At 71.2% G+C, this 26,469-nt stretch carries 21 protein-coding genes; 9 read left to right on the forward strand and 12 right to left on the reverse strand.

Annotated elements, in window-relative coordinates:
- Positions 1–2: 2 nt before the first annotated feature.
- Together G3I56_RS19310 and G3I56_RS19315 are read right to left on the reverse strand one after the other, a co-directional pair.
- Positions 3–1,142, reverse strand: a complete 1,140-nt coding sequence (locus tag G3I56_RS19310) for a UDP-N-acetylglucosamine--N-acetylmuramyl-(pentapeptide) pyrophosphoryl-undecaprenol N-acetylglucosamine transferase (RefSeq protein ID WP_164410509.1) — start codon at positions 1,140–1,142, stop codon at positions 3–5.
- A 123-nt stretch (positions 1,143–1,265) separates the two neighbouring features.
- Positions 1,266–1,724 (reverse strand): ATP-binding protein, encoded by a 459-nt coding sequence (locus tag G3I56_RS19315; protein ID WP_164410511.1) that lies wholly within the window; start codon positions 1,722–1,724, stop codon positions 1,266–1,268.
- Positions 1,725–1,859: 135 nt separating this feature from the next.
- On the opposite strand from G3I56_RS19315, the gene G3I56_RS19320 reads away from it, so the two are divergent.
- Both G3I56_RS19320 and G3I56_RS19325 read left to right on the forward strand, forming a co-directional pair.
- Positions 1,860–2,744 carry a helix-turn-helix transcriptional regulator gene (locus tag G3I56_RS19320; protein WP_343240001.1) on the forward strand — a complete coding sequence of 295 codons (885 nt, stop codon included), beginning with the start codon at positions 1,860–1,862 and terminating at the stop codon, positions 2,742–2,744.
- Positions 2,745–2,748: 4 nt separating this feature from the next.
- Positions 2,749–2,922: a DUF397 domain-containing protein gene (locus tag G3I56_RS19325; protein ID WP_164410513.1), complete on the forward strand. Its 174-nt coding sequence runs from the start codon at positions 2,749–2,751 to the stop codon at positions 2,920–2,922.
- Here the strand turns inward: G3I56_RS19325 and G3I56_RS19330 are convergent.
- On the reverse strand, positions 2,906–3,592 hold the full coding sequence (locus tag G3I56_RS19330; RefSeq protein WP_164410515.1) for a TetR family transcriptional regulator: 687 nt from the start codon (positions 3,590–3,592) through the stop codon (positions 2,906–2,908). The genes G3I56_RS19325 and G3I56_RS19330 overlap by 17 nt on opposite strands.
- A gap of 131 nt (positions 3,593–3,723) precedes the next feature.
- Here G3I56_RS19330 and G3I56_RS19335 point away from each other — a divergent pair, with 131 nt between their 5' ends.
- Positions 3,724–4,854: an NAD(P)/FAD-dependent oxidoreductase gene (locus tag G3I56_RS19335; RefSeq protein WP_164410517.1), complete on the forward strand. Its 1,131-nt coding sequence runs from the start codon at positions 3,724–3,726 to the stop codon at positions 4,852–4,854.
- Between the two features lie 79 nt (positions 4,855–4,933).
- Positions 4,934–8,092: a BTAD domain-containing putative transcriptional regulator gene (locus G3I56_RS19340; protein ID WP_164410519.1), complete on the forward strand. Its 3,159-nt coding sequence runs from the start codon at positions 4,934–4,936 to the stop codon at positions 8,090–8,092.
- Here the strand turns inward: G3I56_RS19340 and G3I56_RS19345 are convergent.
- The 4 genes from G3I56_RS19345 to G3I56_RS19360 form a co-directional block, all read right to left on the reverse strand.
- Positions 8,073–8,867, reverse strand: coding sequence for an ABC transporter permease (locus G3I56_RS19345; protein WP_164410521.1), 795 nt, complete (start codon positions 8,865–8,867; stop codon positions 8,073–8,075). The genes G3I56_RS19340 and G3I56_RS19345 overlap by 20 nt on opposite strands.
- Positions 8,864–9,859 carry an ATP-binding cassette domain-containing protein gene (locus G3I56_RS19350; protein ID WP_164410522.1) on the reverse strand — a complete coding sequence of 332 codons (996 nt, stop codon included), beginning with the start codon at positions 9,857–9,859 and terminating at the stop codon, positions 8,864–8,866. The genes G3I56_RS19345 and G3I56_RS19350 overlap by 4 nt, the downstream gene beginning before the upstream one ends.
- A gap of 217 nt (positions 9,860–10,076) precedes the next feature.
- On the reverse strand, positions 10,077–12,461 hold the full coding sequence (locus G3I56_RS19355) for a serine/threonine-protein kinase (RefSeq protein WP_164410523.1): 2,385 nt from the start codon (positions 12,459–12,461) through the stop codon (positions 10,077–10,079).
- Positions 12,462–12,722: 261 nt separating this feature from the next.
- Entirely contained in the window at positions 12,723–13,442 is a 720-nt protein-coding gene (locus G3I56_RS19360; RefSeq protein WP_164410524.1) for a VOC family protein, read from the reverse strand.
- Positions 13,443–13,610: 168 nt separating this feature from the next.
- Here G3I56_RS19360 and G3I56_RS19365 point away from each other — a divergent pair, with 168 nt between their 5' ends.
- Positions 13,611–14,258 carry a TetR family transcriptional regulator gene (locus G3I56_RS19365; RefSeq protein WP_164410525.1) on the forward strand — a complete coding sequence of 216 codons (648 nt, stop codon included), beginning with the start codon at positions 13,611–13,613 and terminating at the stop codon, positions 14,256–14,258.
- 127 nt (positions 14,259–14,385) lie between these two features.
- Here the strand turns inward: G3I56_RS19365 and G3I56_RS19370 are convergent, their stop codons facing one another.
- Complete coding sequence (locus G3I56_RS19370) at positions 14,386–14,910, reverse strand: nitroreductase family deazaflavin-dependent oxidoreductase (protein ID WP_164410526.1); 525 nt, start codon at positions 14,908–14,910, stop codon at positions 14,386–14,388.
- The gene (locus tag G3I56_RS19375; RefSeq protein ID WP_164410527.1) at positions 14,910–16,151 is read right to left on the reverse strand and encodes an acyl-CoA dehydrogenase family protein; all 1,242 of its coding nucleotides are present in this window, start codon (positions 16,149–16,151) and stop codon (positions 14,910–14,912) included. The genes G3I56_RS19370 and G3I56_RS19375 overlap by 1 nt, the downstream gene beginning before the upstream one ends.
- Positions 16,152–16,323: 172 nt before the next feature.
- Here G3I56_RS19375 and G3I56_RS19380 point away from each other — a divergent pair, with 172 nt between their 5' ends.
- On the forward strand, positions 16,324–17,493 hold the full coding sequence (locus tag G3I56_RS19380; protein WP_164410528.1) for an acetyl-CoA acetyltransferase: 1,170 nt from the start codon (positions 16,324–16,326) through the stop codon (positions 17,491–17,493).
- A 23-nt stretch (positions 17,494–17,516) separates the two neighbouring features.
- Here the strand turns inward: G3I56_RS19380 and G3I56_RS19385 are convergent, their stop codons facing one another.
- Positions 17,517–18,026 (reverse strand): isochorismatase family cysteine hydrolase, encoded by a 510-nt coding sequence (locus G3I56_RS19385; protein WP_164410529.1) that lies wholly within the window; start codon positions 18,024–18,026, stop codon positions 17,517–17,519.
- A 116-nt stretch (positions 18,027–18,142) separates the two neighbouring features.
- Between G3I56_RS19385 and G3I56_RS19390 the strand changes: the two genes are divergently transcribed.
- Positions 18,143–18,715 carry a TetR/AcrR family transcriptional regulator gene (locus tag G3I56_RS19390; protein WP_164410531.1) on the forward strand — a complete coding sequence of 191 codons (573 nt, stop codon included), beginning with the start codon at positions 18,143–18,145 and terminating at the stop codon, positions 18,713–18,715.
- Between the two features lie 150 nt (positions 18,716–18,865).
- Here G3I56_RS19390 and G3I56_RS19395 read toward each other — a convergent pair whose 3' ends face one another.
- Entirely contained in the window at positions 18,866–19,276 is a 411-nt protein-coding gene (locus G3I56_RS19395) for a Fur family transcriptional regulator (protein WP_164323759.1), read from the reverse strand.
- Positions 19,277–19,603: 327 nt separating this feature from the next.
- Here G3I56_RS19395 and katG point away from each other — a divergent pair, with 327 nt between their 5' ends.
- Positions 19,604–21,835: a catalase/peroxidase HPI gene (katG, locus tag G3I56_RS19400; protein WP_164410533.1), complete on the forward strand. Its 2,232-nt coding sequence runs from the start codon at positions 19,604–19,606 to the stop codon at positions 21,833–21,835.
- 525 nt (positions 21,836–22,360) lie between these two features.
- Positions 22,361–24,766 (forward strand): winged helix-turn-helix domain-containing protein, encoded by a 2,406-nt coding sequence (locus G3I56_RS44760; RefSeq protein WP_164410535.1) that lies wholly within the window; start codon positions 22,361–22,363, stop codon positions 24,764–24,766.
- 227 nt (positions 24,767–24,993) lie between these two features.
- On the opposite strand, the gene G3I56_RS19410 is transcribed toward G3I56_RS44760, so the two are convergent.
- On the reverse strand, positions 24,994–26,463 hold the full coding sequence (locus G3I56_RS19410; protein ID WP_164410537.1) for an RICIN domain-containing protein: 1,470 nt from the start codon (positions 26,461–26,463) through the stop codon (positions 24,994–24,996).
- Positions 26,464–26,469: the final 6 nt, after the last annotated feature.

Here is a 26,469-nt window from a genome sequence, read left to right on the forward strand (position 1 = left end):
CTTTATGCTCCGGCCGCGGAGAGCACGACGTCGACCAGTCGCTCGGCGGCGTCGGGGCGGCCGTACGCACGGGCCCGCTCCGCCATCGCCGAGCGCAGCCCGGGGTCGGTCAGCAGCGGCGCCACCACATCTCGCAGCCCCTCGGGGGAAACGTCGTCGACCAGTGCGAGCGCGGCCCCGTTGTCCGCCAGGTGCCGGGCGTTGTGCACCTGCTCGTTGCCGGCCGACGTGGCGAGCGGGACGAACACCCCCGGCTTGCCCAGGGCGGTCAGCTCGGCGATCGTCCCGGCACCGCTGCGGGAGACCACCAGGTCGGCCAGCGCGAGCACATCGGGCAGTTCGGCCCCCACATACCCGGTGAGGTGGTACCGCGCCGCGCTCGACGCCGACAGGCGCGCGGTGTCCCGCCGTAGCTCCGTAACGTTGTCGGGACCGCACTGATGGATCACGTTGGCGTTCTCCGCCAGCCACGGCAGCACGTCGCGGACCAGGTGGTTGATCTGCTGCGAGCCCTGCGCACCACCGGTCACATAGACAGTCGGCAGACGTCGGTCGAAGCCACGCAGGCCCAACGCCTCGATCGCCTTGTCGGCCTGCCCGGTGAACACCTCGGGCCGCACCGGATTACCGGTGACAACCGCCGAGGCACGCACGCTCTCCGGCAGCAACGGCAGCGTCGACTCCGACGACACCGCGACGCGCGTCGCCGCTCCGGCGAGCGTGCGGTTGGCCAGGCCCAGCCTCACGGTCTGCTCGTGCACGACCAGAGGAACGCGGCACAGCCTGGTCGCCGCCACACCGACCGGCACCGCCACGTACCCGCCGGTCGCCAACACCACGTCGGGGCGGAAGCCGTTGATCGCCTTCCGGGCCTGGAGCACCCCGAGCGGAACACGACCCATGTCCGCCACATTCGAAGGCGAGACCAACTTGAGAGGGTTGCTCGACCGTCGGATCTTGCCCGTCGCCACCGCCGTGAACGCGATCCCCTCAGCAGCCGCGACTCTGGACTCCAGGCTGTCGGCTTTGCCCACCCAGAGCACATCCAGCCCGCCACCCTGCCCCGCAAGCCGGGCTTGGAGAGCACGTACCGCGGTCAGCGCCGGATACGTGTGCCCTCCGGTTCCACCGCCCGTAACCATCAGACGGAAGGGCCGTCCAGCCCTGGTGGGAATGCGGTGATCACTGTTCACACAGAAGTCCAGTCACTCTCGAACGCTACACAGGCCAGGACCTGAGCCTCCCATAACCGGTACGCGGTCTCGTCACTTCTGAACGCCGATGAGCGGAACGGCACCACATGGGACGGCAGCCAACCCCCACTCCGCCCAGACCGTTTTCCCCACCCCCTCTCGCGGCCCCACACCCCACTGCTCGGCCAGCGCCCCGACCAGCAGCAGCCCCCGCCCGAACTGGTCGTCGTCGGTCACCTCACGCGGACAGGGCATGCGTTCGGCACGCGGGTCACTGACCTCGACGCGCAGCGCAGTGGCCGTGACGGTGAGCCGTACGCGGATGAGGCGCCCCCGGATGCTCCCGTGCAGCAGGGCGTTGGTCAGCAACTCGCTGACGACGAGGGCGACATCACCGGCCAGCCCCGGATGCCCCCACTCGACGACCAGCCGGGCTGTGCGTGTGCGGGCGAGGGGGACGCTGCGGGGGACGGGGGTGTAGTCGAGGTGGTCTTCGTGGAGACGGGTGCCGGGGATTTGCGGGTCGGACATGGGGACCTCCATTGACTCCGCTGTGCATGCGGCTGAGTACCGAAGGTAGGGATTAAGAAGTCTCGGATGCAAGCTACTCGGAGAAAATTGTCTCCATCGAGTGACGAGGGGGCTTCCACACGCCACACTTGATCCGTGACTCGTACCTCAGAACTGGGCAATCGCACCTCAACTGTCCTGGGCCGCAAGCTCGGCGCCGAACTACTGCGCCTGCGCGATGCTTCAGGGAAGACCCAGCAACAGGCCGCCGAGGTCATCAACGCGACCAATTCGAAGATCGTGAAGATGGAGCGCGGCTGGGTTCCGATGCGGGACCCCGACATCCGGGCGCTGTGCGAGTCCTACGGATTGAGCGACCCGAAAACCCTGGTTCGGCTCCTCAACCTGGCTCGGCTGGACCGTGAGCGCCGCAAGGCCAAGGGCTGGTGGCAGGAGTCGCCCCACCCGGGCGCGCTCTCCGAGTACATCGCGCTGGAGGACGCCGCAAGCCGCGTACGGACCTGGCAACTCTCGTTGATTCCCGGCCTGTTCCAGACCGCCGAGTACGCGCGCTCGGTGACCGTCACCGAAGGTGTGGGGGTATGGGAGGACCCGGACGAGATCGAGCGCCTGGTCGACATCCGGATGCGCCGTCAGGCACGCCTGCACGATGAACGCCCACTTCAGATGTACGCCGTGATCTGGGAGGCGGCGCTGCGGCAGCTGATCGGCGGGCCCGGCACCATGCGCGCTCAGTTGGCACGTCTCCTGGAAGTGGCCGAACTGCCCAACGTACGCGTGCAGGTACTGCCTTTCCGTGCGGGCGGTCACCCTTGCATTTCAGGCCCGTTCACCATCATCTCGTTCGCAGAGACCGAGGCGGTGGACGTGGTCCACGCCGACGCGATCGCCTCTACTGTGTGGGTGGAAAACGAGACCGAGAGCACCGCGTACAGCGGGTTCTTCGAACGCACAGCGCGGCTGAGCCTCGCTCCGCGCGACTCGGTCCAACTGATCGACACCATCCGCCAGGAGATCTGAATCCATGCCCGAGTTCGACTTCGCCAAGTCCACCTACAGCAACGCCGGAGGCGAGTGCGTCGAGGTCGCCCGCAACAACCCAGAAGTCATCGCCGTCCGCGACTCCAAGACACCCCCCGACGCCCCCATACTTCGCCTCTCCCCCACCGCCTGGCGGAAGTTCACCGCCGCACAGTGATCCCGGTGATCCCGGCGACGATGAGGTCGATCCCCGCCAGGAACTCCTCCCGGTCGTCGTGATCCCGTAGCTGGTCCGCGACGCTTCGGGTGAACGCGTACTCGTCGGGGTCGAGATTCGCCCAGGCGTCCGAGACCGCGCCCAGGAACTCGGCCCGGGTCGCGCCCGGCTGGTGGTCGCGGGCGTTGGCCGCGTTCTGGCCACCCACGCCGAGGATGTAGTTCAGCAGCGCGGACGCGGCCGTGAACTGGGCGGCGTGGGGCACCCCGAGCGCCTGGACCTGGCGCCCGAGGTGCTCGAAGATCCGCAGCAGCGGTGACTGCGCCGGAGCGCGGGCGAGTTGCGTGCCGATCCACGGGTGGGCGTCGATCGCGTCGAACACGCCGACCGCGAGGGCACGGACCGCTTCCTGAGGTGTCGCGCCGGCGGTGGCGGCGGGGGGCATGGCGTCGGCGACCACGGATTCCGTGGCGGCGCCGAGCAGCTCGTCCTTGCCCGTAACGTGCCAGTAGATCGCTCCCGGCCCCGTGGCGAGACGCCTGGCCAGCGCGCGGAACGTGAGTCCGCCCTCGCCCTCCGCGTCGAGAAGCCCGATCGCCGCCTCGACGATGCGCTCCCGGGAGAGCGGTTCCTCTCGTCGCTCCGGACGACGCGTCCTGGTTGTAGCCATGCACCCATCCTGACACACGCCTGGAACGTCGTTCCAGCTTGACATCTATGGAACGAGGTTCCAGGCTGATGCCGAACGCACTGGAACACCGTTCCAGAAGCTTGCGACTCACACGTTCTCAGGGAGCCACCATGACCACTCACGAAAACGTCACGATCATCGGCGCCGGACTCGGCGGACTGACCCTCGCCCGCGTCCTGCACGTCAACGGCATCCCGGCGACGGTGTACGAGGCCGAGCCCTCGGCGACCTCCCGCGCCCAGGGCGGGCTGCTCGACATCCACGAGCACGACGGCCAACTCGCCCTCAAGGCGGCCGGCCTGTTCGACGAGTTCCGCGTCCTCGTCCTGGAGGGCGGCGAGGCGACGCGGGTCCTCGACCGGGACGGCACCGTCCTGTTCGAGGAGGCCGACGACGGTACGCGTGGCCGCCCCGAGGTACCGCGCGGCGAGCTGCGGCAACTGCTGCTCGGCTCGCTCCCGCCCGGCACGGTCCGATGGGGCCACAAGGTCAGCTCCACCCGTACCCTCGCCGACGGCCGCCACGAGGTGACCTTCGCCGACGGCACCGCCCTCACCACAGGCCTGCTCGTCGGCGCTGACGGCGCCTGGTCCCGCGTCCGGCCCCTGCTCTCCGACGCGGTACCCGCGTACACCGGCATGTCGTTCGTCGAGGCCTACCTCTTCGACAGCGACACCCGGCATCCGGCCCACGCGAAAACGGTCGGCAGCGGGGCCCTGTTCTCGCTTGCGCCGGGGAAGGGCCTCATGGCCCACCGGGAGCGCGGCGGCACCCTGCACACCTACGTGATGCTCACCGAGCCCCAGGACTGGTTCGCGGGCATCGATCTCACCGACTCCGCCGCAGCCAAGGCACGGATCTCGCAGGAGTTCGACGGTTGGGCGCCGGAACTCATCGCGCTGATCACCGACAGCGAGACCACACCGGTCGTGCGCACCATCAACGCCCAGCCCAGCGGCCACCGTTGGGACCGGGTGCCGGGGGTGACCCTGCTCGGCGACGCCGCCCACGTCACCATCCCGAACGGTGAAGGCGCCAACCTGGCCATGTACGACGGCGCCGAACTCGCCGGGGCCATCGCCGCCCACCCCGGCGACACCGAGACCGCGCTCACCGAGTACGAGCGGGCCCTGTTCCCCCGTAGCGCCGCAGCCGCCGCCGAAGGCGCCCGGATCCACGAGGTGCTCTACGGCGACAAAGCGCCCCACAGTCTGGTCGACATGTTCCACGGACACCAGTGAGCGCGACAGCCGTCCGCGCAGCGGGAGTTCGGCCCACGGCGGGAGTCCTGGCGGCCGACCCCTTGGCTACGCTGCACGCATGCCCACCGACCTGACCCTCCTCCCGCGTGTCGCGTATCGCGGGCAGGAAGTCACCGCGCCCCGTCTGCGCGCCCTCCTCGCGCTGCTCGCGGGCGACCTGCGCACCGGGTGCGGCACCGAGCGGCTGGTGGCGGGGCTGTGGCCGGAGGAGCTGCCCGAGCGGCCCGGCAAGGCACTCCAGGTCCTCGTGTCCCGGGCGCGGGCCCAGCTCGGCGCCGACGTCCTCGCGAGCACGCCCACCGGATACCGGCTCGCCCTCGCCGAGGAACAGGTGGACAGCTCCGCCCTGTTGCTGCGCGCCGCCGCGAGTGCGGACCGGGCCAGGGCCGGGGACCACGCGGGATCGCTGGCCGCCGCCGAGGCCGGGCTCGCCCTGTGGGAGGGGACCTCGGACGGGAACGGGAACGGAATCGGTGCCGGTGCCGGTGACATCCACGACCCCGTTGCCGCGCTCCGCGCCGAGCGGGCCCCCGTCCACCGCACCCTCGTCCGCGCGCGGGCCCTCGCGCTCGCCCGCCTCGGGCGCCACGCGGAAGCCGCCGGGCCCCTGGCCGTGGCAGTCGCCGAGCACCCGCGCGACGAGGAGGTGCTCGCCGAGCTGCTGCGCGCCGAGGCTGCGTCGGCGGGCCCGTCCGCCGCGCTGGCCCGGTACGAGGCGTACCGGAGGGAGCTGCGCGACGGGCTCGGCACCGACCCCGGGGCGCAACTGAAAGCCGTACAGCAGGAGTTGCTGTCCGGAGAGGCACCTGTGGTCAGGCACGGTGTGCCGCACGAGCCGAATCCGCTGCTCGGGCGGGACGATGACATCGCTGCGGTGGAACGGCTGTTGCGTGCCTCCCGTGCCGTCACCGTCATCGGGCCCGGGGGCCTCGGCAAGACCCGGCTCGCGCACGCCGCGAGCCGCCGGGCCGAGCAGCGCGTGGTGTATTTCGTGCCGCTCGCCGGTGTCACGGCGGACGCGGATGTCGCCGCCGAGGTGGCCTCCGCGCTCGGCGCGGGCGAGAAGCGGCCCGGCGCCGCGAGCGGCCACGACCCGGTGCCCGGCATCCTCGGTGTGCTCGGCGCCGGGCCCGCGCTGCTGGTCCTGGACAACTGCGAGCAGGTCGTCCGGGGCACCGCGGACCTCGTACGGGCCCTGGTCTCGTCCTCGAAGGACCTGCGGGTGCTCGCCACCAGCCGGGCGCCGCTGGGCCTCACGTCGGAGGCCGTGTACGCGCTGCCGGAGCTCGAACTCGCCACCTCCGTCGAGCTGTTCACCCAGCGGGCCAGGGCCGCCCGGCCCGGTGTGGAGCTGCCGCCGGACGCGGTGGCCGAGCTGTGCCGCCACCTCGACGGGCTGCCGCTCGCCGTGGAACTGGCGGCGGCGCGCGTACGGGTGCTGTCGGTGCCGGAGATCGCCCGCCGCCTCGGCAACCGGTTCGCGCTGCTGCGAGGCGGAGCCCGGGACGCACCGGAGCGCCACCGCACACTGCACGCGGTCGTCGACTGGAGCTGGAACCTGCTCGCCGAGGAAGCCAGGGCCGCGCTGCGCCTGCTGTCCGTCTTCCCCGGCGGCTTCGCCGGCGAGACGGCGGAGCACGTCCTCGGCGAGGACGCCCTGTTCCTGCTGGAGCAGCTGGCCGACCAGTCACTGCTCACCGTCGCCGAGACCCCGGCCGGTGTGCGGTTCCGGATGCTGGAGACCGTACGGGAGTTCAGTGCGGCCCGGCGGGCGGAGGCGGGCGAGGACGAGGAGGCCGTCACCCAATTCCTCTCCTGGGCACGGGACTTCGGGGTCGCGAACCACGACTGGTACTTCGGCTCGGCGCCGTTGGCCGCCGGGGCACGGATCAGGGCCGAGCAGGACAACCTCGTGCTGGCCCTGCGTCACGCCCTGGCCCGTGCGGACGGCCCCACCATCGCCGCCCTGACCGCCGTCCTCACCGCCCTGTGGTCCACCGGCTCCAACTACGCCCGCCTCGCCGCCCGCGCCGCGGACACCGGCCCGCCGTTGTCGCACTACCACCCCGAGCCCGAGTACGTCGAAGTCGCCCGCGCCGCCGCGGTGTTGTGCACGGCGACCCTGTTCATGGGCTACGGCCCGGTCGCCGTACGCCAGCTCGTCACCCTCCGGCGGCTGCCCCAGGCCCCGCCGGACACACTGCTGCGGGCCATCGCGGTGGTGCTGAGCGCGATCCCCGAAATGCTGCCTCCCGATCACGACGTGCTGCGGGGGCTCTGCGACAGCGAGGAGCCGCTGCTCGCCGGCGTCGCCGAGTGCGTCGCCACGTACGTCTGGGAGGCGGAGCACGACATCGACCGCGCGCTGACCTCGGCCCGCCGGATCATCACCGCACTGGCTCCGGTCGACAACCCGTTCCTGCAGGTCCTGGGCCACGCCCGGCTGAGCGAGCTGTGCCTGCACATGGAGCAGGGCGAGGCCGCGTACGAGCACCTCAGGGCGGCGCTGGAGGCGCTGCCGCGGCTGGGCGACGAGCGCGACTCCATCGGCGTTCGCGGGGGCCTCGCCCTCGCCTGTCTGCAGCGTGGCGAGCCCGACGAGGCCGAGTACTGGCTGCGGCAGGCGGAGGAAGTCAACGCCGCGCAGCAGGACGACCACGACAGCGCCGACCTCGGCGCCCGCGCCGAGATCGCGCTCGCCCGCGGACTGACGGAGGTCGGGCTCGGCCTGTGGCGCGGCGCCGTGGAGGGGGTGACCAAGGCGGGCTCGGCGTACGGTGACGACCCCTTCCTCGACCGGTGGGTGCTGCAGCTCCAGTCGACGGCGGTGACGGCGCACGCACACGCCGGCCGCGTCGAACTGGTCGCGGGGCCGGTGCACCGGCTGCGGCAGGCGCTGCGGACCCTGCTCTCCGGTCCGGCCCGCTCGCCCATGGAACTCCCGGTGTTCGGGACGGTGTTGCACGCCCTCGGCCTGGCGGGGCTCGCCGCGGGCGACGACACCTCGACCGCCGTACGGATGCTGGCGCTGGCCGAGCGGCTGCGGGTGCTGCGCGACTACCAGCCGACGATGTCGGCGGACCGGGCCCGCCGGGCGGCCGAGAAAGCCGACGGGGCGGCGTACGCCGACGCGGTGTCGGAGTACGCCGCCCTGGGGCGGGACGAGTTGCGGGACGCGGCCCGCGTCGTCATCGCGGTTACTTCGGGTCGCGGTTGAACGCGGCCGTCGACCAGCGGTAGCCGAGCACGGTCAGGCCGACGCACCAGGCGATCGCGATCCAACCGTTGTTGCCGATCTCGGTGCCGAGGAGCAGTCCGCGCAGGGTTTCGATGGCCGGGGTGAAGGGCTGGTACTCGGCGATCGGCTGGAACCAGCCCGGCATCGTGTCGGCCGGGATGAAGGCGCTGGAGATGAGCGGGAGAAGGATCAGCGGCGTCGCCATATTGCTGGCCGCCTCGGGACTCGGGCTGGCCATGCCCATCCCGACCGCGATCCAGGTGAGCGCCAGGGAGAACAGCGTGAGCAGACCGAACGCCGCCAGCCACTCCAGGGCTGTCGCGTCCGTGGACCGGAACCCGATCGCCACGGCGACGACACCGACCAGGACCAGGCTGGCGAGCACCTGCAGCACGCTGCCCACGACGTGCCCGATCAGCAGCGAGCCACGGTAGATCGCCAGCGTACGGAAGCGGGCGATGAGGCCCTCGGTCATGTCCATGGAGACGGACACCGCCGCCCCGATCACGGTGCTGCCGACCGTCATCATCAGCAGGCCCGGGACGATGTAGGCGATGTAGTCGGAGCGGTCGGCGCCACCGCCGCCGATGCCCGCGCTCATCACGTCGCCGAAGACGTAGACGAAGAGCAGCAGCAGCATGATCGGCGTGAGCAGCAGGTTCAGCGTCATGGACGGGTAGCGGCGCACGTGCAGCAGGTTGCGGCGCAGCATCGTGGACGAGTCGCGCACGGCGAGGGAGAGGGCACTGCTCATCGGACAGACTCCTTGGACTGGCTGGGGACGGTGGAGGTGCCCGTGGTGAGGCCGGTGGCAGGGCCGGTCAGGGCGAAGAACACGTCGTCGAGGTCGGGGGTGTGGACGGTCAGTTCGTCCGCCTCGACGCCGGCCGAGTCCAGCCAGTCGAGGATGGAGCGCAGCTCGCGCTGGCTGCCGTCGCTGGGGATCTGGAGGGCGAGCGCCTCGTCGTCCCGGGCGACCTCGCGCAGGGCGGTGGCGGCCGACTGGTAGGCGACCGGGTCGGTGAAGCGGAGCCGGACGTGGCCGCCGGGGACGAGCCGCTTGAGCTCCTCGGCGCTTCCCTCGGCCGCGATCCTGCCGTCGTTCAACACGGCGATGCGGTCGGCGAGTTCGTCGGCCTCCTCCAGATACTGGGTGGTCAGGAAGACGGTCACCCCGTCGGCGACGAGCCCGCGGATGATGCCCCACATGTTGTGGCGGCTGCGGGGGTCGAGGCCGGTGGTCGGCTCGTCGAGGAAGATGATCCGCGGGTCGCCGACCAGCGTCATGGCGAGGTCGAGGCGGCGCTTCATACCGCCGGAGTAGGTGGAGGCGGGCTTCTTCGCGGCCTCGGTGAGGTCGAAGCGTTCGAGGAGTTCGGCGGCGGCGCGCCGTCCCTCCTGCCTGGACAGGTGGTGCAGGTCGGCCATGAGGAGCATGTTCTCCTCGCCGGTGATCAGACCGTCGACGGCGGAGAACTGCCCGGTGACGCCGATCGCGGCGCGCACGGCCTGCGGGGCGGTCGCCAGGTCGTGGCCGCCGACGCTCAGTTCACCGGCGTCGGCGGTGACGAGGGTGGAGAGGATCTTGACGGCGGTGGTCTTGCCCGCGCCGTTCGGGCCGAGCAGGGCGAAGACCGTGCCGGCCGGCACCGCCAGGTCGATGCCGTCGAGGACCGTCTTGTCCCCGTAGGCCTTCCGCAGCCCCTTGGCCGCGATGGCGAGTGAGTGCGATGTCGTTGTGGTCATGCCGAGGAGATTGCGGCAGGCCGCATTCAGCGCGGTTTCACCACGGTTTCAGCCCCCTGGAACCGAGGGCACGGGACCGCGCCCCTATGGGGCGCGCCCCCATAGGGGCGCGGGGAACTGCGCGACCAGCCACAACGGACCCGCAGCCAGACAACCCGCCGAAAGCCCCTCGGCGGACCGGGTGAGCGGGGCGGCGATGCCAACATCGCCGCCCCGCTCACCCGGTCCGAGCCGTCCCCGTCCCCTTCTCCGCGTCCAGCGCGTACACGCACCGGTCCTTGCTGCACGCGTACACCACGCCGTCCTTGACCACGGGGGCGCCGGTGATCTCGCCGCCGGTCGCCAGCTTCCATCTGAGGCGGCCGTCGTCGGCCTTCAGGGTGTAGAGGAGGTGGTCCGTCGAGCCGAAGTGGATACGGCCCTCGGCCACCGCCGGGGCGCCGACGATGTCGCCGCCCGCCTGGAAGCGCCACTTGGGGGTGCCGGTGACCGCGTCGAGCGTGTAGAGGCCCTTGCCGCTGCCGACGTGTACGTGACCCGCCGCCACCAGCACCGGTTCGATCGACGCACGGGACTCCGTCGCGATCCGCCATCTGTCCCGGCCGTCGGCAGCGTCGAGGGCGTAGACCGTGCCGAGGTAGTCGGCCAGGTAGATGCCGCCGCCCGTGACCGCCGGGCCGGGCGCGAAGGTGGGCGGCGAGAGGAAGACCGCCGGGGCCTCGAAGTGCCAGCGGACGTGGCCGCCGGCGACGTCGATCGCCAGGACGCGGGTGCCCGCGGAGACGTACACCTGGCCGTCGGGGCCCGGGGTCAGCCGTACCGGGACTCCGCCGCAGGAGGCGGCGTCGCCGATCGGGTAGGACCAGCGCTCGTCACCCGTACGGGCCTCCAGGGCGCGCAGCCGCGCGTCCTGCCACACGAACACCGTGCCCTCGTGGACGTGCGGGCCGGCCTCCGGGGACTCGAAGTCCGTCTGGGCTCCGGCGTGCTCCCACAGCTTCTGGCCGGTCGCCGCGTCCCAGCCCTGGACGCCGCCGCCGCGCGTACCGGTGACGACCGTGCCCCGGTCGGCCTTCAGGGAGTACACCCAGGCGTCCGTGGACAGCCGCCACAGGTCCATGCCCTCGCGGGCGTCGAGGGCGAAGAGGGTCGGGCCGTCGGAGGCGTGGATACGGCCGTCCGCGACCGCCATCGACCAGGCGACGTCCCTCGTCTTGAAGCGCCGGCGGCCCGTCATCACGTCGAGGGCGTGCACCTCGAAGGAGGTGACGTAGACCAGGTCTCCGGCGACGGCCGGTTTGCCCCAGACGTCGTTCGACATACGGAAACGCCAGGGGCGCCAGCCCGCCGGGGACTCCGGGGGCAGCTGCGGCGCGACGGGCACGGGGTTGGGGTCGGCGCCGTTGACACCGGGACGCGGACGCGACCAGGAGGCCACGAGCCCGGCCTCGGGAGGGGGCGCCTGTACGGCGGCGGCGCGGGCGTCGGCGACGCGCGGACCGGGGCCGATGGGCACGGGCGCGCCGGCCAGCCGTACGGGGCCGGTGTCGGGCGCTCCGGGCGGCAGGGCGGACGGCATGGGGGCGGGTACGAGACCTGGTCCCGGGCCGCGTCCGAAGGCCGGCGCCGGGTCGTGGGACGGCGGGGGCGGGATCGCCAGCCTGCCGCGGCTCCTGCCGCCGGACGCCGGTGCCTTCGGTGCCGGACGTCCGCCGCGCCGCGCCTCTATGAGGGTCACCGCGTGTTCGGGCAGCCACGCGGACGCCGTACCGCTGTCGTCGGAGCCGGAGCCGTAGAGGTGGGGGGCCAGCTGGGCCTGGAGGTCGGCGGGGTTGGGGCGGCCGGTCGCCTCCATCTGCATCAAGGACTCGATGAGAGGGCGGAGTTCGTCCGGCAGGCCTTCGAGGTCCGGGCCCTCGCGCAGCAGCATGAAGACCGTCTCCACGGGGTTCGCGCCGTGGAAGGGGGCGTGGCCGGTGGCCGCGAAGACGAGCATCGAGCCGAGCGAGAACACGTCGCTGGCGCCGGTCACGCTGCGCGAGTCCTTCGCCTGCTCGGGGGACATGTAGGCGGGCGTACCGACAGCGACGTTCGTCATCGTCAAACGTGTGTTCGATACACCCGACGCGATACCGAAGTCGATGACCCGGGGGCCGTCCTCGACCACCAGCACGTTCGACGGCTTGAGGTCACGGTGGACGAGCCCCGCGCCGTGGATGGACTGCAGCGCCTCCGCGACCCCCGCCGCGAGCCAGCGCACCGCCTGGGCCGGCATCGGCCCGCACTCGTTCACTATTTCTTCGAGAGAGGGCGCGGGAACATACGCGGTGGCCAGCCACGGTACGGCGGCACGCGGATCGGCGTCGACGACGGCGGCCGTGTAGAAGCCGGAGACGGCCCGCGCCGCCTCCACCTCACGGGTGAAGCGGACCCGGAACAGCTGGTCCTCGGCGAGCTCGGTCCGCACCGTCTTGATCGCCACGCGCCGCCCGGAGGCCGAGCGCGCGAGGTAGACCAGCCCCATGCCGCCGGCACCCAGCCGCCCCAGCACCTCGAACGGCCCGATGCGCCGCGGATCGTGCTGCGTCAGCGGATCCACCACTTGCCTGCCACCTCCCCGTACGAGCCGCGTCACCTACATATGTACGCGACCTCGTGCAGCGTCTCACCACCGCCACCGCGTTGGCGGCACGCACCCCGATTCTTCCTGGCCGCGGCACAGGTTGCGAACTCGGATACGAAACGGGATGTCTCCACACAAGTCGGGACAAAAGCCCTTCCGGCGGGTGCTCCCGCACCGGCTCGCACCCGTTCCGAGGCAGCTCATGACGCCTGAAGACGCCTGATGACGGCTACTGGCGGCTCATTTTCGGAGGAGTGCGAACGACGCTCCCTGATTGTCCGTGACGACCGCCACATTCCCGTACGAAGTGTCGAAGGGGGGCACCTGGACGCGACCGCCGAGCCGGTTCACCGTCCCGAGGGCCGTCGCCATGTCCTCGACGGCGAAGTGGACCAGGAAATGCGGGGGCATCTCGGCCGGGAACACCTCCGACACGGCGGCCCGGCCGAAGTCGGGGGCCGCTTCGGGTCCGAAGAGGGCCTCGTGGAAGAGGTTGCCGTAGAAGTCGTTGGCGACGGCGGTGTCCCTGGCGTACAGCTCGGCCCAGGCGAAGGTGCCGGGCTCGTGGCGGCGGCCGAATCCGTGGTGCGTACCGGCCTGCCAGAGGCCGAACACGGCTCCCTCGGGATCGGTGGCCAGTGCCGTCGCGCCCAGTTCGCCCACCGGAACCGGCGCGGTGATCACCTGCCCGCCGGCCGCGTGGATCCGGGCGACGAGGGCATGGACGTACGGGGTGGCGAAGTACACCGTCCAGACGGTGGGCATCCGGCCGTCGGTCTTGTGGGCGAGAGAGGCGACGGGTTCGCCGTCGCACAGGGCGTGCACCACACCCTCCTTCTCCCGGAAGGTCCAACCGAAGAGCTCACCGTAGAAGCGCTTGCCCGCCTCGACGTCGGGCAGCTGGGCGTCCACCCAGCAGGGGACGCCCTCTGTGCGGGCGGATGCCCTGTTTTCGGCCATACCGTCAAGTTAACGGTCCTTCACGCATCCCGCAGAGCAGCGCGGCATGCGGGCGCGGGACCGGGCACAGCCGCCTCTCGCCGCCCTCCGGACGCCCTCTCACCTCGCACGCACCCCATTTGCAGTCGGCCGAATCGCGCTCCGATCACCCCTCGGTAAGCTGACGGCATGACAGGACAAGTGCGTACCGTCGACGGCCGTGTGGCCGGTCGGCGTGGGCAGGCGACCCGGCAGAAGCTGCTCGACTGCCTCAGCGAGATGCTCAGCTCCTCCCCTTACCGGGACGTCAAAGTCATCGATGTCGCCCGGAAGGCGGGGACTTCGCCCGCCACCTTCTACCAGTACTTCCCGGACGTCGAAGGCGCCGTCCTGGAGATCGCGGAGCAAATGGCCACCGAGGGCGCCGGGTTGACCCAGCTGCTCTCGGGGCGGTCCTGGGTCGGCAAGGCCGGCTGGCAGACCGCCCAGGAACTCGTCGACGGGTTCCTGGAGTTCTGGCGGCGCAACGACGCGATCCTCAGGGTCGTCGATCTGGGTGCGGCCGAGGGCGACAAGCGGTTCTACAAGATCCGCATGAAGATCCTCAACTCCGTGACCAACTCCCTTACGGACACGGTCACCGAGCTCCAGGCCAAGGGCAGGGTCGACAAGGACGTCAGCCCCGCCGCCATGGCCGGCTCCCTCGTCGCGATGCTCGCGGCGGTGGCCTCGCACCAGAAGGGCTTCCAGAGCTGGGGTGTGAAGCAGGCCGAACTGAAGCCGAACCTGGCCCAGTTGGTCCACCTGGGCGTGACCGGCAAGAAGCCGACGAAATAGCCCCAGCCCCTTTATCCAGGTTCCGCGGCCCTTTCAGGCCCAAGTCCTGTCACGCAGGCGGTGGTCCACTCCGGTGGACCACCGCCTGTCGCGCGTCAGCGGCCTCGGCCACGCGTGTTCCTCAGCGTCAGCGCCGGACGATCCGGAAGATCCGTATCTCCCGCTCGACCCTCGCCTGGTACGTCGCGTACGGCGGCCAGAACGCGAGCAGTGCCTTCCAGGCGGCGGCCCGTTCCTCACCGGCCAGCAGCCGGGCCGTGACCGGGATGTCCTCCCCTTTCCAGCTGACCTCGGCGTCCGGATGGGCGAGGAGGTTGGCGGTCCAGGCGGGGTGACCCGTACGCCCGAAGTTGGACCCGATGAGCAGCCAGCTGCCGCCGCTCTCCTTTGCCGCCCCCTCTCCCCCCACCCCCTCTTTCGGCTCCTCCGGCATACAGGCGAGCGGCGTACGCCGAAGCTGCCCGCTCTTCGCACCGCGCACGCTGAGCACCACCCCCGGCAGCAGCTGGGCGCTGAGCAGCACCTTGCCCCTGGTCAGCCGGTGGACGACGCGGTCGAGCGCGGGGACGACGTGCGGGGCGATCCGCGCGAAGGCCGGCGCCGAGGACACCTTCTGGACCGCTTTCACTACCCTCGCCGCTGTTACCGGCATCAGACGGCCACCTCTCCCGTGTCGAAGAGCCGCGCGGCGTCGGCCGCGTGCGCCCGGAGCCGGTGCACCGGCCCGAACAGCAGCTCGTCACCGGCGGCGCGCTTGAAGTACAGCTGGGCCTCGTGCTCCCAGGTGAAACCGATACCGCCGTGCAGCTGGATGCCCTCGGCGGCGGCCGTACGGAGGGAGTCCAGGGCCTGGGCGAGGGCGAGCCCGCCGGCCCTCTCGCCCCGCTCCCCCTCGCGGGCAGTTGTGGCAGTCGTGACAGTTGTGGCACCCGGCTCGGTCGACGCGGATTCCCAGGCCGCGTAGTAGGCGGCCGAACGCGCCGCCTGGACCTGGACGTACACATCGGCGAGCCGGTGCTTCACGGCCTGGAAGGACCCGATGGCCCGCCCGAACTGCTCGCGCCGCTGGGTATGTTCGACGGTCAGCTCCAGGATCCGGTCGGCGGCCCCGACGGCCTCGGCGGCCAGCACGGTGGCGGTGACGTCTCCGGTTCGGGCGAGGCAGGCACCGACGTCGGCCTCCTCGCCGCCCAGCAACTCGGCAGGAACGTCCCGCAGTTCGAGGCGAGCCTGGGGGCGGGTGGCGTCGAGGGAGGTCTGCCGGGTGCGGACGAGGCCGGGGGCGTCACCGGGGACGAGGAAGAGAAGGGTGCGTGAGCGGGCGTATCCGCCGGCATGGGCGGCCACGAGGAGGAGCTGGGCGCTGTGTCCGTCGAGGACCTGCCCGACCTGCCCGTACAGCCGCCAGCCATCCGCCCGTTGAGCCGCCTGCACACCGCCGGCCCGGCCTCCCCCGGCCCAGTCGCGGCGGGGTTCGCCGGTGAGGGAGAGCACGGTGGCCAGACAGGCGCCGGGGACGGCGAGGGTCGCGGTCAGGGCACCGGACGCGATACGCGGGAGGAGGTCGGCGCGCTGGGCTTCGGTGCCGAGAGCGGTGACGAGGGGAGCGGCCAGTACGGCGGTCGCGAGCAGCGGGGAGGGAGCCAGAGCCCGTCCCAACTCCTCAGCGGCGAGAGCAAGTTCGGTCGTGGTGCCGCCCACCCCTCCGTGGACCTCGGGGAGGGCGAGCCCGGGCAGACCGAGGTCGCGGGCGAGGGCGGTCCACAGGGCGGGGTCGTACCCGGCCGGGGTGTCGACGGCTGCCCGTACCTCGCCCGGCGAGCACCGCTTGTGGAGCAGTTCGCGGAGGGTACGGCGGATGTGGTCCTGCTCTGGGGTGAAACGGGCGTCCATGACCTGCCCCTCCTGGGCGTCCGCGGCGCCCGTTCAGCGGGATCTGACGGTTCGTCATATTAGGGCGGACACACCCTGCCGCACAGAGCCCGAGCTGATATACCGTCAGATTCATGCTGAGTCGACGACGAACGGGCAGGCGGCGAAAGGGCATCCGACGAAAGGGCGGACAGTGAGCCGGAAGGTCGCGATCGTCGGGGTCGCCCTGTCGGACTGCGGCCGGGTGGACGACGTGACCCCGTACGCGCTGCACGCGCAGGCCGCCCGGCGGGCGCTGGCGGACTCGGGGCTCGGCCGGGAGGTGGTGGACGGTTTCGCGTCCGCGGGTCTCGGCACGCTGGCCCCCGCCGAGGTCGCCGAATACCTGGGCCTGCGCCCCACCTGGGTCGACTCCACCTCGGTCGGCGGCTCGACCTGGGAGGTCATGGCGGCGCACGCGGCGGACGCGATAGCCGCGGGCCACGCCAACGCCGTACTCCTCGTCTACGGCTCCACGGCCCGCGCGGACATCAAGGCGGGCCGCCGGACGGGGAACCTCTCCTTCGGCGCGCGCGGCCCTCTGCAGTTCGAGGTCCCCTACGGCCACACGCTCATCGCCAAGTACGCGATGGCCGCCCGCCGCCACATGCATCAATACGGCACGACGATCGAGCAGTTGGCCTCGGTGGCGGTCCAGGCGCGGGCGAACGCGGCACTGAACCCGGAGGCGATGTTCCGGACGCCGATCACCGTCGACGAGGTGCTCGACGGCCCGATGATCGCGGACCCCTTCACCAAACTCCACTGCTGCCTGCGCTCCGACGGGGGCGCGGCGGTACTGCTGGTGGCCGAGGAGTACGTACGGGACTGCCGTACGCGGCCGGTGTGGATCCTCGGGACCGGTGAGCACGTCTCGCACGTGAGCATGTCCGAGTGGGCCGACTTCACGGTGTCCCCGGCGGCCGTGAGCGGGCGGATCGCCTTCGAGAGGGCGGGAGTTCGGCCCGACGAGATGGACTTCGCGGAGATCTACGACGCGTTCACCTATATGACGCTGGTGACGCTGGAGGACCTCGGCTTCTGCGCGAAGGGCGAGGGCGGGGAGTTCGTGGACGCCGCGAAAGGCCGGCTGCGGGTCGAGGGCGGCGAGCTGCCGGTCAACACGGACGGGGGCGGACTGTCGGCCCAACACCCGGGAATGCGGGGGCTGTTCCTGCTGGTGGAGGCGGTACGGCAGCTGCGCGGGGACGGGGGCGCGCGGCAGGTCCGTACGGCCGCCGGAGGCCCGCCGGAGCTGGGGGTGGCCTCCGGCACCGGGGGCTGGTTCTGCTCGTCCGGGACGGTGGTGCTGGGCCGGGGCTGAGCGGGTGGGCCCAGGGGCTCACGTCACACGCGCAGCTCGGGGATCTCGTCCGCCGGCAGCACGTCGGCGATGCGCCACAGCCCGATCCAGCTCTTCGGGGCGACCGACTCGTCGAGCAGTACGGCGTTGACCTCGGGGTCGGGGTCGTCGCAGGCGTCGGCGCAGACGGTGACCTGGAAGCCGGTGTCGACCGCCCACCGGGTGGTGGACAGCACGGTCCCGGACGTGGCGACGCCCGCGACGACGAGCCGGCCGACCCCGGCGGCCTCCAGCAGCTCACGAAGGTCGGTGGTGGCGAAGGCGCTGAAGCTGGTCTTGGTCAGCACGGTCTCGCCCTCGACGGGGGTCAGGAGCGGGTGGATCTGCTCGCTCATGCCCTGCGGGACGACATGGAAGACGGGCAGCCCGGCCGTACGGGCGGCGGCGAGGGCGTGTGCGGCGCGCTCGGCAACGGAGGGGTCGTGACTGAAGTTGTCGACGATGTAGGTGACGTAGTCGAGGGAGAGAAACGCGGTGCCGGTAGCGGTAGCCATGGTGTTCACCTTCGTCGAGGAAAACGGGACTAAAATCGGAGAGCTCGCCCCGGTTGACCACATCGTACCGGAGACAGCGCCCCGTTTATCTGATTCACGACGATGGAGACCCGGAGATGGCCACTGAGAACCGGCCCCTGCGCGCCGACGCCCGCCGCAACCGGGACCGGCTGCTGGCTGTGGCGCGGGAGGCGTTCGCCGCCGAGGGGCTCTCGGTGTCGCTGGACGAGATCGCACGCCGGGCGGGCGTGGGGCCGGGCACGCTGTACCGGCACTTCCCCACGAAGGAGGGCCTGTTCGAGGCGGTGATGCGCGAGCGCCTCGACCCGCTCCTCACCGAGGCCCGCGCCCTGCGCGACGCGGACGACCCGGGCTCGGCCCTGTTCACGGTGCTCGACCGGCTGGTGACGGACGCGGTGACGAAGGCGGACCTGATCGACGCGATCGCCCACGCGGGCCCCGAGGTCCAGGCGACGGTCGACGCGACCTCCGCCGACCTCCACCACGTGATCGGCCGGCTGCTGACCCGCGCCCAGTCCGCCGGCTCGATCCGCGCCGACATCGGCATCGCGGACCTGATGGCGATCCTGTCGGGCATCCTGCTGGCCCTGCGTCACCGGGCGAACGCGGGCGCGAATCCCGAGCTGGCCCTGGCGGTGCTGTGCGACGGGCTGCGGGCGGGAACTTGAGTGCCCCCAAAGGGGCGCGGGGCGGTGTCGATCTGCGGCTCCGCCGCGATGGGGGTCCCCCCGCTCGAGCGAAGCCGAGAGTGGGGGAGCGACCAGCCACGACGGCGCCGCACCGAACCGACAACCCCTCGCGGCACCTCAAGCGGAGCGCTACCCGCAGGCCCCGCACAGCCCCCGGTAGGTGACTTCCACCTGGGACACCGTGAAGCCGAAGCGTTCCTCCGCAGGAAGGTCCGCCAGGGGGTCGCCGGTGGGGTGGACGTCCCGGATCATGCCGCAGTTCGAGCAGATCAGGTGGTGGTGGGGGTGGTGCGCGTTCGGGTCGTAGCGCTTGGCGCGGCCGTCCGTGGCGACCTCTATGACCTCCCCGAGGGAGACCAGCTCGCCCAGGGTGTTGTAGACGGTCGCCCGGGAGATCTCCGGCAGCCGCTGGGCCGCGCGGGCGTGCACTTCGTCGGCCGTGTAATGGACGTGCTCGCCGTCGAGGACCTCCGCAACGACACGCCGCTGGGAAGTCATCCGCCAGCCGCGTCCACGCAGTCGCTCCAGCAGGTCGCTCATATCGTTCACCTATTCAAGTTCGGTCGAATACACGGATTTTACCAGTGGACGTCCGGGTTCCGATAGGATATGGATTTGTCACACTTCTTGACTTGGACCTTGTCCATTGTAGGATCGCTTACGGCGATGGCCAAGGGATCCGAGGGACAGGAAGAGACTCCAGTGCGGCACCAGTGCAGCAGGAGACAGCAGCGGCGAGACGGCGTGTGTGACCTCCTCCACGCGCCCGACCGTCCCCCCACCCCTCACCACCCCTCCAGTTCCTGAGAACGCAGTTCGTGAGCAGCAGTAGCAGCACCGAGATCTGCCCCGTCCGGAAGGATTCCCATGTCTGAGAACCATGACGCGATCGTCACCGACGCGAAAACCGAGGGCACGGGTGGCGGCTGCCCGGTCGCGCACACGCGCGCCCCGCATCCGACCCAGGGCGGCGGCAACCGCCAGTGGTGGCCCGAGAGCCTGAACCTGAAGATCCTCGCGAAGAACCCCGCGGTCTCGAACCCGCTGGGCGAGGAGTTCGACTACGCCGCCGCGTTCCAGACCCTCGACCTCCCCGCCGTGAAGCAGGACATCACGGCAGTGCTGACGGACTCCAAGGACTGGTGGCCCGCCGACTTCGGGCACTACGGCCCGTTCATGATCCGTATGGCCTGGCACAGCGCCGGCACCTACCGCATCAGCGACGGCCGCGGTGGCGGCGGCGCCGGTCAGCAGCGCTTCGCCCCCCTGAACAGCTGGCCGGACAACGGCAACCTCGACAAGGCCCGCCGTCTGCTGTGGCCGGTCAAGAAGAAGTACGGCCAGAGCCTCTCCTGGGCCGACCTCATGATCCTCGCGGGCAACGTGGCCCTGGAGTCGATGGGCTTCGAGACCTTCGGCTTCGGCGGCGGTCGCGCGGACGTGTGGGAGCCCGACGAGGACGTGTACTGGGGTCCCGAGAAGGTCTGGCTCGACGACGAGCGCTACACCGGCGACCGTGAGCTGGAGGAGCCGCTCGGCGCCGTCCAGATGGGCCTCATCTACGTCAACCCGGAGGGCCCCAACGGCAACCCGGACCCGCTCGCCTCGGCCCGCGACATCCGTGAGACGTTCCGCCGTATGGCGATGAACGACGAGGAGACCGTCGCCCTCATCGCCGGTGGCCACACCTTCGGCAAGACCCACGGCGCGGGCCCGGCGGACGCTGTCGGTGACGACCCCGAGGCCGCCCCGATCGAGCAGCAGGGCTTCGGCTGGAAGAGCACGTACGGCACCGGCAAGGGCGGCGACGCGATCACCAGTGGCCTCGAGGTCACCTGGACGAGCACGCCGGCCCAGTGGAGCCACGGGTTCTTCAAGAACCTCTTCGAGTACGACTACGAGCTGACCACCAGCCCGGCCGGCGCCAACCAGTGGGTCGCCAAGGACGGCGCCGGTGCGGGCACCATCCCGGACGCCCACGACGCCTCGAAGTCCAAGCCCCCGATGATGCTGACGACCGACCTCGCACTCCGGTTCGACCCGGCGTACGCGGAGATCTCCCGTCGCTTCTACGAGAACCCGGACCAGTTCGCGGACGCCTTCGCCCGCGCCTGGTACAAGCTGACCCACCGTGACCTGGGCCCGGTCGTCCGCTACCTCGGCCCCGAGGTCCCCTCCGAGACGCTGCTGTGGCAGGACCCGCTGCCCGCGGTGACGCACGAGCTCGTCGATGCCGCCGACGTCTCCGCCCTCAAGGCGCAGATCCTCGCCTCCGGCCTCACGGTGTCCCAGCTGGTCTCCACCACCTGGGCGGCCACCTCCTCCTTCCGCGGCAGCGACAAGCGCGGTGGCGCCAACGGTGCCCGCATCCGCCTGCAGCCGCAGGCCGCGTGGGAGGTCAACAGCCCGGACGAGCTCGCCACGGTGCTGCGCACCCTGGAGGGCGTCCAGTCGTCCTTCAACGCCGCCCAGTCCGGCGGCAAGCAGATCTCGATCGCCGACGTGATCGTCCTCGCGGGTGCCGCGGGCGTCGAGAAGGCGGCCAAGGACGCCGGCTTCGACATCGAGGTCCCCTTCACGCCGGGCCGCGTGGACGCGACGCAGGAGCAGACGGACGTCGAGGCGTTCGCCCCCCTGGAGCCGACCGCCGACGGGTTCCGCAACTACCTCGGCAAGGGCAACCGCCTCCCCGCCGAGTTCCTGCTGCTCGACAAGGCGAACCTGCTCAACCTGAGCGCCCCCGAGCTGACCGTCCTCGTCGGCGGCCTGCGCGTCCTCGGCGCCAACCACCAGGGCTCCTCGCACGGTGTCTTCACCGCCACCCCGGGCGTGCTGACGAACGACTTCTTCGTCAACCTGCTCGAACTGGGTACGGAGTGGACGGCGACGTCCGAGGACCAGAACACGTTCGAGGGCCGCGACGCCTCGGGCCAGGTCAAGTGGACCGGCACCCGCGCCGACCTGGTCTTCGGCTCCAACTCCGAGCTGCGCGCGGTCGCGGAGGTCTACGCGAGCGACGACGCCAAGGAGAAGTTCGTCAAGGACTTCGTCAAGGCGTGGGTCAAGGTGTCGAACGCGGACCGCTTCGACCTCGTCTGATCCCAGCGGTCAGCTGAGAGCTGAGTCACGACGTCCAGGTCGGCCCGTACGGGTCGGCCTGGACGTTTTTCGTTGCCTTTACCCGCCATGCTCTCGTGTGTTCTCTGCGACCTCCCGCGAACCGGGGCCCGTGACCACTGTCGCCGGGATGTTGCGAAGCGGCTCACACCCCATCTGAGCAGGTCGCATGTTGCCTGAGCGTGCACCCCACACATGGGCAAAGTTTCCCGGGCCCTGGGGCAAGAAAAGCTAAAATCGGCTTCAATAATGCACAGATCGAGTGCATTTGCCCCGGAGGGGACGTCCACTGAGTGGCGGCAGATCTCCTCGGTGCTCAGTGCCTCCCGTCAGCACAAGATGCCCCCGGCCGGACCAATGGAGGTACCGGTGACGGCGGTCGAGGGACAGCCCGACGGACCGACCCGGACGCAAGGCGAGGCGCGCCCCCCTGAGCCACCTCTTCCCGTACTGCCCGGACAGTTCGGTGTGGACCGGTGCCGACCCGCGCTCGAGAGAGAGAACCAGATGACCGCCACTGAGCACGGGAATCTGCCCACCGCCTTGACCGCTTTCGTGGGCAGGCGGCACGAGATCGCCGAGATCCGCCGCCTGCTCCGGACACGGCGGTTGCTGACGCTCACCGGCATGGGCGGTGTGGGCAAGACACGGCTGGCACTGGAGGTGTCCGCCGCGGCCCGGGAGTCGTTCCCGGACGGGGTCTGGCTGGTGGACCTCGCCCCGGTGAGCGGCCCCTCAGCGGTGATAGCCAGGGCGTCCAGCGCGCTGCGGGTGCCCGACCTCGGGGCCCTGCCCGTCCTGGACCGTCTCACCGGCTACCTGGCCGGACGGCGAGCCCTGCTGGTGCTCGACAACTGTGAGCACCTGATCGACGCCTGCGCCGAACTGGCCACCACACTCCTGGCAGCCGCTCCCGAACTGCGCATCCTCGCCACCAGCCGTCACATCCTGGACGTCTGTGGCGAGCAGGTGTTCGCCCTCGCGCCGCTTCCGGAGGCCGAGGCGGTGGAGCTCCTGCTGGACCGTGCCACCACCGTCCGGCCGGACTTCCGCGTCGATGAGGCCGACCGCCCGGAGCTCTCCCGCCTGTGCGCGGACCTGGACGGGCTGCCACTGGCGATCGAGCTGGCCGCGTCCCGGCTGCGCACGCTGTCCATCGGGCAGCTCACAGAACGGCTGGAGAACCGCTTCGCGCTGCTCACCGGCGCCAGCCGGACGGCCCCGGTCCACCACCGCACCATGCGCGGGGTGATCGACTGGAGCCACGAGCTGTGCACCCCGGCCGAGCGGCTGCTGTGGGACCGCCTGACAGTCTTCGCCGGCGGGTTCAGCCTGGAGGCCGCCGAGGGCGTCTGCTCCGGGGAGGGCATCGCCGAGGCAGAGGTGCTGGACCTCCTCGACCGGCTGGTCGCCCAGTCCGTCGTCCTGACCTGCGCAGTCGACGGTCTGCCGCGCTACCGGCTGCTGTCCACCATCCGGGAGTACGGCCGGGAGCGGCTCAGGGAGTCCGGCGAGCAGGACGAACTGCGCCGCCGCCACCGAGACTTCTTCCTCGCCCTCGCTCACCGCGTGGACCAGAGCTGGTACGGGCCTTGCCAGTCCGAGAAGTTGGCCCGACTGCGCGCCGAGCACGCCAATCTGCTGGCCGCCCTGGACTACGACGGCGATCCGCGGGCCCGGTTCGCCCTGGCCGCCTCGCTGAGCTGGCACTGGTCCACCGGCGGCTTCCTCAGCGAGGGGCGCCGCCAGTTCGAGCGGGCGTTCGCCGCCTCGCGCGAGCCCAGCCCCGAGCGTGCCCGCGCGCTCCTCTGCGCCGCCTGGGTGGCGCAGACGCAAGGCGACCTGACGACGGCCGACGGCTGGCTGGACGAGGCCGACGCGCTGGGCGAGTCGTCGGGCGACACTTGGGTGCGGAACAGGGCGAGCGGACTGCGCGGCGTCTCGGCGCACTACCGGGGGCAGCTCGAGGAGGCCATCCGCCGGTACGAGAATGCCTTGTCCGCCGCGACGGCGCTGGGCGACGAGCACGAGGCGACCACCTGGCGGCTCGCGCTGGTCAGCGGCCAGACGTACGCCGGCGATCCCCGGGCGACGGAGACCGGCGAACGCGTCGTCGCCGCCTCCGAGGCGAGCGGCGAGCGGTGGGGCCGGGCCCTGACTCTGATGGCCCTGGGCCACGACGCATGGGCCCGCGGTGACCGAGAGAGGACCAAGACCCTGGTCAGGGCCGCGCTGGAGAGCATGCGGGGTTTCGACGACCACGCGATGGTCGCCACGATGCTGGGGCTGCTCGCCTGGGCCACCGCCGAAGGCGGCACCGACGAGCGGGCCGCCCGGCTGCTTGGTACGGCGGACGTCCTGTGGCGCGACGCGGGCAGCTCGCTCTCCGCGTTCGGGCCGCAGATGGCCGAGCAGCACGCGCGGTGCGAACGGGCCGTCATCGACGCGCTGGGCGAGGCGGCGTACACGAAGGCCTTCGCCGAAGGCAGTGCGCACGACACCCCCGGCCGGGCGGTCGACTTCGCCCTGACCGCCGAATCCGACGGTGGCACCGAGCCCGGGGAGAGCACCCCGCCCGTCCCTGTGGAACCCGGCCACCAGGTGCGGGCCGCCGACGACCGGCGGCCCGGCACGTTCAGATTCGGCGACGTGGTCTACTGCACCACGTCACTGGAGGTGTACCGGGGCGGGGAACGCCTGCACCTGACCACGACCGAGCTGAAGCTGTGGCGCGAGTTCGTCGCCTCTCCCGGCACGGTGCTCACCCGGGAAGTCCTGCTGGAGCGGGTCTGGGACAGCGCCTGGGCGGGCGACACCCACGTGGTGGACGTGCAGGTGATGCGCCTGCGCACCAAGATCGGCCGAGAGCGGATCGAGACGGTCCGCGGCTTCGGCTACAAGCTACGCGGCTGAGCCCGGGAGACCCGTCACCCTTCCGACGGAGGCCAGTCGCCGTCCCAGGTCGGCCAGTTGCCCCGGGTCGTCGTCGAGCAGGAGCAGCAGGGCCGGCCCCTTCTCGCCGCTTCCACCGCCGGGCTGGGCGACACATGAACCGGCCCGGGTTGCGCACGACAGGCGCGCGCAACCCGGGCCGGTTCACCGTCCGCCCGGGCAGTGCCCGCGGCGGCGACCGCCACTCGTCAGCTGATCGGAGTCAGCTGCCAGAGCTCGTCGTCGGCCCCGTTGTCGGTGTTCTGGAGCGCGCTCGCTCCGGGGTCGGTCGAGCCTCCGTCGACGTCCAACGCGAGCCCGCTGCGCACGTTGACCAGCTTGACGTAGCCGTGGCCGGCGTCGACCACCTGCCACAGGTGATCGTCGTGGCCGTCGTCGCCCCATTGCACGGCGGGGGCGCCCGGGTTGCCGACGCCGCCGGCGATGCCGAGCAGCAGGCCGCTGTTGACGTTCTTGAGCTTGTACTGGCCGTTGCCGGCGGAGATCAGCCGCCACTGCTGGTTGGCGGTGCCGTCCGCGGTCTGCTGCTTGACCCCAGCGCTGTACGCGGTGGAGGCGCCGTCGATCCCCAGGTCGAGGTTGCTTTTCTTGTTGACGATCTGCATCGCCGGGGCCTTCTGGCTGGCGATGGTGACCTGGTCGGGGTAGGCGGCCACCAGGGGGTCGGTGACCGAGGAGGGGGCGTCGGTGTTCACCACGATCCGGTCGCTCATCCCGTCATAGTGGGCGGCGGCGTAGTAGATCGTCGAGCCGACCGGCTCGATCTGCGCGATGGCGGCGGCGATGATCTCCTGGACCTGCGCGGCGGTGAACTTGACGCTGCGGGCAGTGGTCGGGGTGGGCCAACTGGTCGGGGTGTTGCCGTTGGAGTCGGTCCAGTGTTGCGGGATCTGCAGGTTGTCGATGTCACCGGCGTAGTCGGACGGGAAGACCATCGCCGGGCCGTTCTTCGGGTCCTGGAAGGCGGACAGGGCGCAGTTGTAGTCGGCCAGGGCCTGCAACTGCTCGCTCGCCGCGGTCGCGCCGCCGGTGTTGCCGGGGTTGGACGTGAGCGAGGTCTGCGGCACGCACGTGGCGGGCGGGGTGGTGTTTGCGGGCGGGCCCTGGATGACGACCTGGTTGGGGTACTGGGCGGCCAGCGGGTCGGTGATGGGCGAGGGGGCGTTGGTCTGCGTGATCACCCGGTCACTCGTGCCGTCGTAGGTGACGGCCAGGGAGTACTTGGTGTCGCCGTTGGGCTGGATGGCGTTGGCGACCGCGTTCTGCACGCTGTTGAGCTGGTCCTGCGTGAACACGGCGCTTTTGGCGGTCGTGGGGGTGGGCCAACTGGTCGGCGTGGCGCCGGTGGAATCGGTCCAGTCGCTCGGGTGTTTCAGGTCGTGGATGTCACCGGTGTAGTCGGACGGGAAGATGATCATCGGGGCGCTATTCGCGTCCACGAACGCGGTCAGGGCGCCGTTGTAGCCTGCGAGTTCCTGAACCTCCTCCCAGTCGGCGCTGGTGGCGGTCGTGGTGGTGGTGTCGGCGTGTGCGGGCGCGGCCGGCAGCAGCGACCCGCCCGCCAGCAGAACTGACAGGAGGGCGAGCAGGGCGGAGCCCGGCCGCTCCCGCAGCGCGGAGCGCGTGCGGTGCAGCGCTGTCGACGCGTCGTTCAACATGGTCTT

The sequence above is a fragment of the Streptomyces sp. SID12488 genome (assembly GCF_010548275.1).
Classification (GTDB): domain Bacteria; phylum Actinomycetota; class Actinomycetes; order Streptomycetales; family Streptomycetaceae; genus Streptomyces.

Coding starts and splice junctions, on each gene's coding strand:
- G3I56_RS19310 (WP_164410509.1), bottom strand. CDS start 1,142: ATGGTTACGGGCGGTGGAACCGGAGGGCACACGTATCCGGCGCTGACC.
- G3I56_RS19315 (WP_164410511.1), bottom strand. CDS start 1,724: ATGTCCGACCCGCAAATCCCCGGCACCCGTCTCCACGAAGACCACCTC.
- G3I56_RS19325 (WP_164410513.1), top strand. CDS start 2,749: ATGCCCGAGTTCGACTTCGCCAAGTCCACCTACAGCAACGCCGGAGGC.
- G3I56_RS19330 (WP_164410515.1), bottom strand. CDS start 3,592: ATGGCTACAACCAGGACGCGTCGTCCGGAGCGACGAGAGGAACCGCTC.
- G3I56_RS19335 (WP_164410517.1), top strand. CDS start 3,724: ATGACCACTCACGAAAACGTCACGATCATCGGCGCCGGACTCGGCGGA.
- G3I56_RS19340 (WP_164410519.1), top strand. CDS start 4,934: ATGCCCACCGACCTGACCCTCCTCCCGCGTGTCGCGTATCGCGGGCAG.
- G3I56_RS19345 (WP_164410521.1), bottom strand. CDS start 8,867: ATGAGCAGTGCCCTCTCCCTCGCCGTGCGCGACTCGTCCACGATGCTG.
- G3I56_RS19350 (WP_164410522.1), bottom strand. CDS start 9,859: ATGACCACAACGACATCGCACTCACTCGCCATCGCGGCCAAGGGGCTG.
- G3I56_RS19360 (WP_164410524.1), bottom strand. CDS start 13,442: ATGGCCGAAAACAGGGCATCCGCCCGCACAGAGGGCGTCCCCTGCTGG.
- G3I56_RS19365 (WP_164410525.1), top strand. CDS start 13,611: ATGACAGGACAAGTGCGTACCGTCGACGGCCGTGTGGCCGGTCGGCGT.
- G3I56_RS19370 (WP_164410526.1), bottom strand. CDS start 14,910: ATGCCGGTAACAGCGGCGAGGGTAGTGAAAGCGGTCCAGAAGGTGTCC.
- G3I56_RS19375 (WP_164410527.1), bottom strand. CDS start 16,151: ATGGACGCCCGTTTCACCCCAGAGCAGGACCACATCCGCCGTACCCTC.
- G3I56_RS19385 (WP_164410529.1), bottom strand. CDS start 18,026: ATGGCTACCGCTACCGGCACCGCGTTTCTCTCCCTCGACTACGTCACC.
- G3I56_RS19390 (WP_164410531.1), top strand. CDS start 18,143: ATGGCCACTGAGAACCGGCCCCTGCGCGCCGACGCCCGCCGCAACCGG.
- G3I56_RS19395 (WP_164323759.1), bottom strand. CDS start 19,276: ATGAGCGACCTGCTGGAGCGACTGCGTGGACGCGGCTGGCGGATGACT.
- katG (WP_164410533.1), top strand. CDS start 19,604: ATGTCTGAGAACCATGACGCGATCGTCACCGACGCGAAAACCGAGGGC.
- G3I56_RS44760 (WP_164410535.1), top strand. CDS start 22,361: ATGACCGCCACTGAGCACGGGAATCTGCCCACCGCCTTGACCGCTTTC.
- G3I56_RS19410 (WP_164410537.1), bottom strand. CDS start 26,463: ATGTTGAACGACGCGTCGACAGCGCTGCACCGCACGCGCTCCGCGCTG.